We start from the raw sequence: 12,109 nt of genomic DNA on the forward strand, positions 1-12,109 counted from the left end.
GTGAGATGGCAGTAGAGTCATTTGATCCCACTCGGCAGGCCGTTGCGGTCACTCCGGCTGCAGTGGAACACTTCCGGCGTCAGTTGGGCCTCAACCAGGAGGCGCAGGCGGTTCGTCTGAGCGTGAAAGAGAGCGGTTGTACCGGTTTCATGTACGTGGTGGACCTGGTGGCCGACGGGCGCGAGAACGATGTGTGCTATGAACTGGCGGACGACGTCTCGCTGTACATCGACCGGGACAGCCTCAATGTGGTTAGCGGTACCGAGATCGATTATGTCATTGAAGGCGTCAATCGCCAGCTCAAATTCAATAACCCCAATGCTCAGGATTACTGCGGCTGCGGGGAAAGTTTCAGCGTTGTGAATGCTTCCTCCTAGACGCCCGGGGCCCCGATGAGTGAACGACGTATGGTGGTGGCCCAGGCGGACTGCCCGGCCCGCCGGGTGCCCGACGGCACGCACCTGACCATTCCCAAAGACACCTTCGTGACGATCACCCAATCTCTGGGTGGCAACTATACGTTGACCTATCACGGCCAGATGGTGCGGGTAGATGGCACCGACGCGGCCGCCCTGGGCCTGGAGGCCCAGGAGCTCAACTTTCCGCCACCCGCCGATCAGCGCATCAATGAAGATCAGGTCTGGGAAGCTCTGGGCACCGTGTATGATCCGGAGATTCCGGTGGATCTGGTCAATCTGGGGCTGATTTACGCGGTGGACGTCGACCAGAGCGAACAGCGGGTGAGCATCAGGATGACCCTGACGGCGCCCGGCTGTGGTATGGGGCCGGTACTGGTGGGTGATGTCGAGCGGCGGGTGGCCAAGGTGCCCAACGTCGATTACGTGGCGGTCTCCCTGGTGTTCGATCCGCCCTGGAGCCGGGAGATGATGAGCGAAGAAGCCCAGCTCGAGACCGGAATGTTCTTTTAAGGTTTAACCCTCAGGATTCAGTGGTATGTCCCAATTCGGAACCGACATCAGCGCCGACGATATCGTCGAGACCCTCAGCTTTTTCGATAGCTGGGAGGATCGCTACAAGTACATTATTGACCTGGGGAAAGAGGTGCCACCGCTCGACCCGGCCTACCAGACCGAGGCGTACCTGGTGCGCGGCTGTCAGAGTCAGGTGTGGCTGACCCATCGGGAAGAGGACGGCAAGCTCTGGTTCGACGCCGACAGTGACGCCTTTATCGTCAAAGGCCTGCTCGGCGTGGTGCTGGCGGCGTACAACGGCAAAAGCCCTGCCGAGGTGCTGGATTTTGATATTGAAGGCTATTTCAACGAGCTGAATCTCCTGAAGCACCTCAGTCCCACCCGGGGTAACGGTCTGCGCGCCATGGTGGCCCGGATCCAGGATATCGCTCGCGCCGCCTGAACCGCCGGTGCCGCTTGATCTGCAGCCCGGGTTCCAGAGGCGTCGATCGGTGCACAGTTTGTGGTCAATCGCGCCTGCCGGGGTGGCTTATAGGCGCAACCCGCGTATAATTCCCGCATTTCTCCGCCCCCGAGGGGGCGGGGCTGATCCGAGACCATTTTGCGCGACTGACACTGGAGCCTTCGATGCCCGAACAACAGACCCTCTCTATCATCAAACCGGATGCGGTACGGAAAAACCTGATCGGTGCCATTGAGAGCCGTTTCGAGCAAGCTGGCCTCAAGATCGTGGCACTCAAGATGATTCAACTGAGTCGGGCCCAGGCCGAGGGCTTCTACGCCGAGCACCAGGGCAAGCCGTTTTTTGAGGGGTTGGTGGACTTTATGACCTCCGGCCCGGTCTGTGTACAGGTGCTGTCCGGCGACAACGCCATCACCCGCAATCGCGAGTTGATGGGGGCGACCAACCCGGAAGAGGCCGCGCCGGGCACCATTCGCGCGGACTACGCTGAAAGCGTGTCCATCAACGCGGCGCACGGCTCGGATTCGCCCGAATCTGCCGCACGGGAAATCGCCTACTTTTTCGAACCCGGGGAAATTTTCGCTCGCAGCTGATGCGGACGCCGAGATTCCCGAGCTCATTTCGTTCATACAGGTATTCACATGACCGCTGTACCCGCTGCCAACACCGCTGACCCGTCCAAGACCGAGCGGACCAATCTGCTGGGCCTGCCCGAGGCCAAGCTGGTGGCTTTTTTCGAGTCCTTTGGCGAGAAGCGCTTCCGAGCGACTCAGGTGCTGAAGTGGATTCACCAGCGCGGCGCGGAAAACTTCGACGAGATGACCAACATCAGCAAGTCGCTGCGGGAGAAGCTCAAAGAAGTGGCCGAAATCCGGGCACCGGAAGTCATCCAGCAGTTGGACTCGTCCGACGGTACCCGCAAGTTCCTGATTCGCGTGACCGGCGGCAGCATTGTAGAGACGGTATTTATTCCCGAAGGCGATCGGGGCACCCTGTGTGTCTCCTCCCAAGTGGGCTGCTCGCTCGACTGCAGCTTCTGCGCGACGGGCAAGCAGGGCTTTGACCGGGACCTGACCGCAGCGGAAATCATCGGTCAGGTGTGGATTGCGGCCAAGTCCTTCAATCAGCTTCAGCCCAATGGTCCGCGAAAGGTGACCAACGTGGTGATGATGGGCATGGGCGAGCCGCTGTTGAATTTCGACAATGTCGTGGACTCCATGAACCTGATGATGGAGGACAACGCCTACGGCATCTCCAAGCGGCGGGTGACCCTGAGTACCTCAGGCGTAGTGCCGGCGCTGGACAAGCTGGGGCAGTACACCGACGCCTGCCTGGCGATTTCCCTGCACGCGCCCAACGATGAACTGCGCAACGAGCTGGTGCCGATCAACAAAAAGTACCCCATCGCCGTGCTGCTCGATTCCGCCAAGCGCTACATCGCGGGTTTGCCCGATACCCATCGCCGCATTACCATCGAGTACACCATGATTGATCATGTCAACGATCGTCCGGAACACGCCCACCAATTGGCGGAACTGCTTCAGGATGTACCGGTAAAAATCAATCTGATCCCGTTCAACCCGTTCAAGCTGTCCGACTACAAGCGGGCCAGTAACAATGCGATTCGTCGGTTCCAGACCATTTTGATGGAAGCGGGCTATATCACTACCATCCGCACCACGCGGGGTGAGGACATTGATGCCGCCTGTGGTCAGCTCGCGGGCACGGTCAACGATATGACCAAGCGCAGTGAGCGGTACCGGGCGAAGTTTGACGAACTGCAAACCGTAAAAATAATTGCGCCGTCTCCCTGACGAGCGTCTGTGACCAAGAGGTAAGGGTGATGATAAAAGCACATAGAAACCCGCGCCGAGTATGGCGTTCAATGGCCGCGCTGGGATTGCTGGCGTTGCTCGGGCTGGGCGGCTGCGTGACCCAGACCAGCGGTCCGCAAGTGGACCGCGAGGCAGCCCTGGATACCCACTATCGATTGGCCATGGCGTACATCGACAACCGTAACCGGGACTCGGCTCGTCACCATATTGAGAAAGCGTTTGAACTCGATGATGACTCGGCCAAAGCCTACGCGGCACAGGCCATGCTGCTTCAACTGGAAGGTGAAGTGGAGCGTGCTGAGGACAGCTTCAAGTCGGCGCTTCGGGAAGACCGGAGCTTTTCTCAGGCCCGTAACAACTACGGCGCTTTTCTATTCAGACAACAGCGTTACGAAGAGGCCTATGAGCAGTTCTCAATCGTCAGTGAAGATCTGAGCTACGACAATCGGGCTAGAGCGCTGCTCAGCCTGGGGCGCACCGCCAAGCAACTGGGGCGTGAAGAGCGCGCCCGTGCGGCGTTTGAACATGCGTTTACCCTGGATCGACGCCTGGCGCCGGTCCTGTTGGAGCTGGCAGACATCAGTTTCCAGGACAAAGAATACGCGCAGGCCAAGCGCTACCTGGATCAGTACGGCGAGGTGTCTCGTCAGTCGGCCCGTTCGCTGCTGTTGGGTATTAAAATCGAAAGGATCTTCGGCAACCAAGACAAAGAAGCCAGTTATGCGCTGGCATTGAAAAATCGCTTTCCTTATTCCGATGAGTATCTGGAATACAAACGCGAAATGAGTCGTTGAGGTCCTGATGTCAACTGAAGAACAACCCGCCGGGGCCGAGGTTCCGGAGCTCGCCCCGGAGGCGTACCCAGGCGCGCTGCTCAAAGCCGCGCGGGAAAAGGCCAAGCTCAGTGAAGAGGATGTCGCCCGCGAGCTGCGGATGACCGTCAGCAAGGTGCGTGCTCTGGAGGCGGACGATTACGATCGGCTGCACTCCGATACGTTCATTCGCGGTTATCTGCGTACGTACGCGAAACTGCTCGGTCTGGAGCCTGAGGACCTGCTTCAGGCCTACAAGCAGGCTCGACGTCAGGCCGGGTTGGCGGATGATCCCGAAGAAAGCCCGTTGAAAATCAATGTGCCCGAGCCGACCCGGTCTCTGTGGAAATTTGTGCTCTGGATTCTGGTGTTGCTGGCGGGCATCTGGGCACTGTCGGTCTGGTTTCTGGGCAACCGGCAGGATCCCGTGGCGGATAGCGCCATGGTGGACCCGATCAGTGAACTGAATACCCCGGCGCCCGCGCCGACGTCGGCCCTTGCTGAGGAGCCGGACATTGAGCAGGAGTTGGAGGAAGCAAGTGTGGACGATGCCTCCGAGGACGCCGCTGAGATGGCGCCGACCGCAAACACCGAGACAACCTCGGCCGCGGCGTTGACCGGCTCTGAACCTCCGGCAGCGTCAAGCGGTGCCGTGGAGCCTCTGGCAGCAACGGAAGTGAGCAGTCCCGGTGCGTCAATGAACGACCCGGAAGTGCTCGATCAGCTGCGTTTGACCTTCTCGGAAGAATGCTGGGTAGAAGTGACCGACAGCCGTGGGGACGTGCTCGAAACCGATCTGCTTCAGCCCGGTCGGGAATTGTTGCTCTCCGGTGAGGCGCCCTTTACGGTGAAGCTCGGCAATGCCGGCGCGGCCCAGGTTGAGCTCAACGGTGAGCGTTTTGATTTTGTTCCGCCGGTCAGTGGTCGCCTGATGACCCTGACGGTCAATTGATACCCCTGAACCGAACCATCACAGGATCGCATCATGCACAGTGAGTCGCCCATTGTACGCCGTCAGTCCCGCCAGATTATGGTTGGCAATGTGCCCGTTGGGGGCGGAGCTCCGATCTCCGTGCAGAGCATGACCAACACCGAAACCACCGATGTGGCCGCGACCGTCGATCAGATTCAGCGCCTGCAGCTTGCCGGAGCGGATATCGTGCGCGTCTCGGTCCCGAGCATGGAGGCCGCCGAAGCCTTCGGAGCCATCCGCAAACAGGTGGATATTCCCCTGGTGGCGGATATCCACTTTGATTACCGCATTGCCTTGCGGGTGGCGGACCTGGGTGTGGATTGTCTGCGCATCAATCCCGGCAACATCGGACGGGAAAAGCGCATTCGCGCGGTGGTGGACAAAGCGCGGGATATGAATATCCCGATCCGCATTGGCGTCAACGCCGGCTCTCTGGAAAAAGATCTGCAGAAAAAGTACGGCGAACCCACTCCGGATGCGCTGGTCGAATCGGCCCTGCGGCATGTGGAGATTCTCGATCAACTGAATTTTTACGACTTCAAGGTCAGCGTCAAGGCCTCGGATGTCTTTATGGCGGTCGCCGCTTACCGCAAGCTGGCCCGGGAAATTGATCAGCCGCTGCACCTCGGCATCACCGAAGCCGGCGGTCTACGGGCGGGTACCGTAAAGTCGGCGGTCGGCCTGGGCGCGCTGTTGATGGATGGCATCGGCGACACCGTGCGCATTTCCCTGGCAGCGGATCCGGTGGAAGAGGTCAAGGTCGCCTGGGATCTGCTCAAGAGCCTGAAGCTGCGTAACAAGGGAGTGAACTTTATTGCCTGCCCAAGCTGCTCCCGGCAGAACTTCGATGTCATCAAAACCATGAACGAGCTGGAAATGCGCGTGGAAGACATCACCGTGCCGCTGGATGTTGCGGTGATTGGCTGCGTGGTCAACGGCCCGGGTGAGGCCAAAGAAGCCGACCTGGGGCTCGCCGGCGGTACCCCCAACAATCTGGTGTATATCGACGGGGCACCGAGTCAGAAGCTCGCCAATGACACTCTGGTGGACGATCTGGAGCGGTTGATCCGCGCCAAGGCCGAGGAGAAAAAAGCGCGCCTGGAAAAAGAGGAAGCGAATCTGATTGTGCGGGGATAGACCCGGTGACGGCGGATGCGCTTCGCTCCGAAGCGTCGGACCGATCCGCCCTACGCCTACGCGACAATTTGGTTTATCGTCGGGGTTGGGTTACGGCGGATGCGGGCTTCGCCCTTATCCGCCCTACGCAACCTCCGCAGCCAAGCGTAGGGCGGATAAGCGAAGCGCATCCGCCGTAACCAGGGTCCGACGATCCTGAGCGAAGCGCATCCGCCGCAACCCAAACTAAAGCATCAAACACCAAAGAAGATTTTAGGAACCCACTTTGAAAAAACTGCAAGCCATTCGAGGAATGAACGACCTGCTGCCGGATGAGAGCGGACAGTGGCAGTACCTGGAAAATACCCTCAAGTCCATCCTCCAGCAATACAGCTATCGGGAAATCCGTTTCCCGATCGTCGAGAGCACCGAGCTGTTCAAGCGCTCCATCGGTGAGGTGACCGACATTGTGGAGAAGGAAATGTACACCTTCGATGACCGCAATGGCGATAGTCTCACGCTGCGGCCCGAAGGTACCGCCTCCTGTGTGCGCGCCTGTGAACAGCATGGCCTGTTGTACAACCAGACCCAGCGGCTCTGGTACATGGGCCCCATGTTCCGCCACGAGCGTCCGCAGAAAGGCCGCTACCGTCAGTTTCACCAACTGGGGGTCGAAGTGTTCGGCATGACCGGGCCGGATATTGATGCCGAAGTATTGCTGCTCAGTGCGCGCATGCTGCGCGCGCTGGGTGTGGCCGACCAGGTCACGCTGCAGTTGAACAGCCTGGGCAGCAGCGAGGCTCGCGCCGCCTATAAAACCGCGCTGGTGGACTATCTGAGCCAGTACCGCGAGCAATTGGATGAAGACAGTCAGCGTCGCCTGACGTCCAACCCGCTGCGTATTCTGGACAGCAAGAACCCCGACACCCAGAAAATTCTGGATGGTGCGCCGGTACTGCTTGAGCATCTCGACGAAGCGTCTGCCGCCCATTTCGAGCACCTCAAAGCCATGCTGACCGAAGCCGGTGTTCCCTTTGAGGTCAACCCCCGTCTGGTACGAGGGCTTGATTACTATGGGAAAACCGCTTTTGAGTGGGTGACCGACGCCCTGGGCGCCCAGGGTACGGTATGCGCCGGTGGCCGCTATGACGGGTTGGTCGAGCAACTGGGTGGTAAGCCCACGCCGGCCATCGGGTTTGGTATTGGCCTCGAGCGCCTGCTGTTGCTGCTTCAGGCCACCGGGCAACTGCCCGAGGGCCTTGATCGTCGCACACAGGTCTATCTTGTGGCGGTGGGTGAGGTACAATCCTCGGCCATGCGTTCGGCCGAACGGTTGCGCGATGCGCTGCCGGGGCTGCAGTTGCTGGCTCACTGCGGGGGCGGCAGCTTCAAGAGCCAGATGAAAAAGGCGGACAAAAGCGGCGCCGACATTGCGTTGATTCTGGGGGAGGACGAAGCCCGTAACGGCCAGCTCTCACTCAAGTATCTGCGTGAGGATCGGCCCCAGGAAACACTGTCGCTGGACCAGACTATCGAGCAGCTACGGGCCTACTGGCCCGCGCTGAGCAACCTCTGAAACGAATTTTGACAATAACAGGAGTACAACGTGAGCGATCATCTGACTGAAGAAGAACAGCTTGAGGCCCTCAAGCGGTGGTGGAAGGAAAATGGCAAATGGATTGTGACCGCCGTGGTGATTGCGGTGGGCGGCTATTTTGGCTGGAATACCTACCAGGACCAGCAGCAGGCCAAGGCCGAAGCGGGCTCGGCGATATATTCTGAACTGTTGGAAACTTTGGCGGTCGAGGAAGGCAGCGCCGTTTCGGAAGACGATCGTGCGCGGGCCGGCGAGCTTGTTGAGCAGCTCAAAACCGAGCATGCCAACAGTGCCTACGGCGCAAATGCGGCGCTGATTCGCGCCCGCTGGGCCGTCGATGAGGGTGACCTGGAAACCGCTGAAAGTGAGTTGCGCTGGGTTCTGGAACAGGAAACCGCGGAGGCAATCCAGCAGCTGGCTCGCCTGCGGCTGGCCCGGGTTCTGTCAGCTCGCGGACAACTCGATGACGCGCTGGCGACCCTGGAGGCTGGCACTCCCGCCGACAGCATTGCGGCCGAATACGCCGAAGCTCGCGGGGACATTCTGAGCGAGCAGGGTGACAACGACGGGGCGGCTCAGGCCTACCAGAGCGCACTGGACTCGCTTGACGCGCAGCAACAGAACCGCGTTCTGCTGCTGCAGATGAAACTGGATAATGTACAACCGGCCACGGCGGACGATACGTCGGGCTCCGAGGAGAATGCTTCATGAGGTTATGCGCAGTAGCGCTTTGTGCTTTGCTGTTTTCCGGCTGTGCGCTGTTTTCGAAAGAAGACGGTACAGAGCCGGTGGAACTGGTGGATTTCGAACCGACGGCGGAGCTGGACATTGTCTGGCGGAGCGGCGTCGGTTCGGGCACCGACAAGGCCGTGGTCAAGTTGCAGCCAGCTCTTGATGGCGACCGGATTTACGCGGCTGATGCCAAGGGTCGCGTGTTCGCATTCAATCGCGCCAACGGCAAGCGCCTCTGGCGTCAGAAAACCGATGATGCCATTACCGGCGGCGTGAGCAGCAATGCCGGCGTGCTGCTCTACGGCACGGGCAACGGCGAGGTGGTCGCCCTGGCCAATGAGGACGGTAAGGAGCTGTGGCGCACCGCGTTGAGCAGTGAAGTGATTTCCGTTCCCCTGACCAATGGCACTGTGGTGGCCGCCCAGACCATGGATGGCCGACTGCACGCGCTGGATGCCGAGACCGGAGAAACCCGCTGGGCATACGATAGCCCGCCTCCGGTGCTGACGCTGCGGGGTACTGCTTCGCCGCTCATGACGGATTCGGCGGTGATTGCCGGCTTCGCCACGGGCAAGGTGATGGCTTTCAACCCGGATAATGGCCTGGTCCTCTGGGAGCGCCGCGTGGCTCTGCCGCAAGGTCGCTCCGAGATTGAACGCATGGTTGACGTGGATGCTTCTCCACTGCTGCACGAAGGGGTGGTGTTTGCCGCGTCTTTTCAGGGCAACGTGACTGCTTTGGGCCGCAACAATGGCCGGCCCGTGTGGAGTCAGGAGGCCTCGACCCATAAGGATTTGTCCGCTGAAGGTCGCACTCTGTACCTCTCCGAGGCCGACAGTGTGGTCAAGGCCTTCAGTACCGCGACGGGTGAAATGCGCTGGCAGAACGATCAGTTGCTGCGCCGCCTCATCAATGGCCCCCAGGTCGTTGGTGACTACCTGGCGGTGGGGGATTATGACGGCTACCTGCACCTGCTCAAGCGCGATGATGGCAGCTTCGCCGCCCGCCGCCGCCTTGATCGGGGCGGTATTTCCGGCACCATGGTCACCGATGGCGACACCCTGTATGTGCAGACCGATGGCGGACGCCTGGTAGCACTTGAGGTCAAGCCTCGGGATTGATAGTTCCCTCGTTACCTGCCTCGCCGCCGACCTCCTGACCGGGGTTTCGGCGGCGATCTCGTTTATGGCTGTATAAAAAGTCCCCAATCCGCTATCCTAGGCGCCTTTGCGTTCTACCGATCTTCGATGCCTCCATTATGATTCCAGTTATTGCCCTGGTGGGCCGCCCCAATGTGGGCAAATCCACGCTGTTCAACCGTCTGACCCAATCCCGGGATGCGCTCGTGGCGAATTACGCCGGGCTGACCCGCGACCGGAAATACGGTGAAGGGCAGGCGGAAGGCCGCCGTTTTATGGTGATTGATACCGGCGGTATCAGCGGCGAGGAAGAGGGCATCGATAGCGCCATGGCGGGCCAGTCCCTGCAGGCGATTCAGGAAGCGGACATTGTGCTGTTTATTCTGGATGCCCGGGCCGGACTGACCGCGGCGGATGAAATGATCGCCCGGCATCTGCGGGTGCAGAACAAAAAGACCTATCTGGTCGCCAACAAGATTGATGGTGTAGACCCGGACCTGGCCCTGGCGCCGTTCTATGAGTTGGGGCTGGGCGAGATTTTCCCGATCACGGCCACCCATGGCCGGGGCGTCAAGTCCATGATGTCCGATGTGGTGGCCGAGCTGCCGGTTGAGGAAGTGGTACCGGCCCCGACCAATCAAGGCATCAAGATCGCGGTGGTGGGCCGGCCCAATGTGGGTAAATCCACGCTGGTCAACCGGATGCTTGGTGAGGATCGGGTGGTGGTCTATGATCAACCGGGTACCACCCGGGATAGCGTCTATATTCATTACGAGCGGTTTGAAAAGCACTATACCCTGATCGACACCGCCGGCGTTCGCCGGCGCAAGAACGTATCCGAGTCGGTGGAGAAGTTCTCGATCGTGAAAACCCTCCAGGCCATTGACGATGCGCACGTCGCCATTCTGGTGATGGACGCCAGTGAAGGCGTGGTGGATCAGGACCTGCACCTGATGGGCAATGTCCTCGACGCCGGTCGAGGCCTGGTGATTGCTTTGAACAAGTGGGATGGTCTGGACGATGGCCACAAGCAATATGTGCGCAACGAACTCGAGCGTCGGTTGCGCTTTGTGGACTTTGCCAAAATCCATTTTATTTCCGCCTTGCATGGCACCGGGGTAGGGCACTTGTATGAATCCGTAGAGGGTGCCTACAAGTCCGCCACGGACAAGTTCTCCACGAATTTCCTGACCCGCATCCTGCAGGATGCGGTGCGCGAGCATCAGCCTCCCATGGTGCAGGGGCGCCGTATCAAACTGCGCTACGCTCACCCCGGTGGCCACAATCCGCCCATTGTGGTGATTCACGGCAATCAGACCGAGGCGGTGCCCAGTCACTACGCGCGCTATCTGGAAAAGACCTTTCGCCAGGTTCTGAAGCTCGAGGGAACGCCGGTACGGATCGAATTCAAATCCAGCGAAAACCCCTTCGCCGGACGCCCCTCCAAACCCAAAAACCAGGGCGGGCGAGGGCCGGGTAACCGCGGTCCGGGCAGTAAAGGCGCCAAAGGCAAGTCGCCCTCAGGCCCCGGAAAAGAGCGCAAGGCGCCGCGTGGTCGACGCCCTTGAGGTGCGGTGTGACATCATTCCCGGGGTAGACGAATGAGTAACCTGCTTCTGATTCTGGCGTGCTTGGGGATCGGTCTGCTACTGCAGCGATCGAGTCGCATGCCCCGGGATTCGGCCAGTGCGCTCAACCTCTACGTGTTGTATGTCGCGCTGCCGGCAATGATTCTCACCGAAATTCCCAAATTGACCCTGGATCAACGGGCGCTGTTGCCGGTGATCAGCACCTGGGTAGTGATGGCATCGACCGCCGCACTGGTCTGGCTGACGGCGCGCGGGTTCGGCTGGTCCCGTTCGGTGACCGGCGCCTTGATGCTGGTGATCGTGCTTGGCAATACCTCCTTTGTCGGTATTCCCCTGATTCAGGCACTGCTTCCCCCTGAAGCATTACCCTACGCACTGCTTTACGATCAGACCGGCACGGTGATCGCCCTGAATACCTATGCGGTCATTGTGGCGGCCTGGTATAGCGGGCAGGACACCTCCTGGCGTAAAGTCAGCCGCACCATCTTTACCTTTCCGCCGTTCGTGGTGCTGTTGCTCGCGTTTGCGACCTTCCCGCTGGATTACCCGCATTGGTTCACTTACGCCACCGGACGGATTGCGGAGAGCTTGGTGCCGGTGGTGATGGTGGCGGTCGGGCTGCAGTGGCAGTTGAAATTGGATAAGGAGCACCTGCTTCCGCTGACCGTGGGTCTGGGGTATAAGCTGGTATTGATTCCGGCGATTGTGTTTTCGGTGTTTGCCGTGCTGGATCTGCACTCCGTGGCGGCGCAGGCGGTCGCGTTACAGACGGCAATGCCGGCGATGATTTCGGCGGGCGTGGTGGCTATGGCTCATGGTTTGGCGCCGAGGCTGGTGTCGACCATTGTCGGTTACGGCTTGTTGCTGTCGCTGGTGACGGTGCCGCTTTGGAGTCAGTTACTGTAGTGCGGTTGTTGTCGG

The 12,109-nt window shown here is 59.9% G+C and carries 13 protein-coding genes; all 13 read left to right on the plus strand.

The window, feature by feature from the left end; genetic code table 11:
• Positions 1-5: 5 nt before the first annotated feature.
• The gene (locus EDC38_RS02075) at positions 6-377 is read left to right on the plus strand and encodes a HesB/IscA family protein (protein ID WP_024459856.1); all 372 of its coding nucleotides are present in this window, start codon (positions 6-8) and stop codon (positions 375-377) included.
• Between the two features lie 15 nt (positions 378-392).
• Complete coding sequence (gene sufT / locus EDC38_RS02080) at positions 393-929, plus strand: putative Fe-S cluster assembly protein SufT (RefSeq protein WP_024459857.1); 537 nt, start codon at positions 393-395, stop codon at positions 927-929.
• 25 nt (positions 930-954) lie between these two features.
• Positions 955-1,374: a SufE family protein gene (locus EDC38_RS02085; RefSeq protein ID WP_123637122.1), complete on the plus strand. Its 420-nt coding sequence runs from the start codon at positions 955-957 to the stop codon at positions 1,372-1,374.
• A 185-nt stretch (positions 1,375-1,559) separates the two neighbouring features.
• On the plus strand, positions 1,560-1,988 hold the full coding sequence (ndk, locus tag EDC38_RS02090; RefSeq protein WP_123637123.1) for a nucleoside-diphosphate kinase: 429 nt from the start codon (positions 1,560-1,562) through the stop codon (positions 1,986-1,988).
• Between the two features lie 48 nt (positions 1,989-2,036).
• Positions 2,037-3,209, plus strand: coding sequence for a dual-specificity RNA methyltransferase RlmN (gene rlmN, locus EDC38_RS02095; RefSeq protein WP_123637124.1), 1,173 nt, complete (start codon positions 2,037-2,039; stop codon positions 3,207-3,209).
• Positions 3,210-3,280: 71 nt separating this feature from the next.
• A complete protein-coding gene (gene pilW, locus EDC38_RS02100) occupies positions 3,281-4,024 on the plus strand; it encodes a type IV pilus biogenesis/stability protein PilW (RefSeq protein WP_123637125.1) in 744 nt (247 codons plus the stop codon).
• A gap of 7 nt (positions 4,025-4,031) precedes the next feature.
• Positions 4,032-4,994 (plus strand): RodZ domain-containing protein, encoded by a 963-nt coding sequence (locus EDC38_RS02105; protein WP_123637126.1) that lies wholly within the window; start codon positions 4,032-4,034, stop codon positions 4,992-4,994.
• A 33-nt stretch (positions 4,995-5,027) separates the two neighbouring features.
• Positions 5,028-6,152, plus strand: a complete 1,125-nt coding sequence (gene ispG / locus EDC38_RS02110) for a flavodoxin-dependent (E)-4-hydroxy-3-methylbut-2-enyl-diphosphate synthase (RefSeq protein WP_024459863.1) — start codon at positions 5,028-5,030, stop codon at positions 6,150-6,152.
• 265 nt (positions 6,153-6,417) lie between these two features.
• Positions 6,418-7,707 (plus strand): histidine--tRNA ligase, encoded by a 1,290-nt coding sequence (gene hisS, locus EDC38_RS02115; protein WP_123637127.1) that lies wholly within the window; start codon positions 6,418-6,420, stop codon positions 7,705-7,707.
• Between the two features lie 30 nt (positions 7,708-7,737).
• Positions 7,738-8,439, plus strand: coding sequence for a YfgM family protein (locus tag EDC38_RS02120; protein WP_024459865.1), 702 nt, complete (start codon positions 7,738-7,740; stop codon positions 8,437-8,439).
• Positions 8,436-9,581 (plus strand): outer membrane protein assembly factor BamB, encoded by a 1,146-nt coding sequence (gene bamB, locus EDC38_RS02125; RefSeq protein ID WP_123637128.1) that lies wholly within the window; start codon positions 8,436-8,438, stop codon positions 9,579-9,581. Before EDC38_RS02120 ends, bamB begins: the two co-directional genes overlap by 4 nt.
• Before the next feature lie 137 nt (positions 9,582-9,718).
• Positions 9,719-11,167 (plus strand): ribosome biogenesis GTPase Der, encoded by a 1,449-nt coding sequence (der, locus tag EDC38_RS02130; RefSeq protein WP_123637129.1) that lies wholly within the window; start codon positions 9,719-9,721, stop codon positions 11,165-11,167.
• A gap of 33 nt (positions 11,168-11,200) precedes the next feature.
• The gene (locus EDC38_RS02135) at positions 11,201-12,094 is read left to right on the plus strand and encodes an AEC family transporter (RefSeq protein ID WP_123637130.1); all 894 of its coding nucleotides are present in this window, start codon (positions 11,201-11,203) and stop codon (positions 12,092-12,094) included.
• The last annotated feature ends 15 nt before the right edge of the window (positions 12,095-12,109 follow it).

This window comes from Marinimicrobium koreense, from assembly GCF_003762925.1.
In the GTDB taxonomy this organism is placed as follows: Bacteria; Pseudomonadota; Gammaproteobacteria; order Pseudomonadales; family Cellvibrionaceae; genus Marinimicrobium; species Marinimicrobium koreense.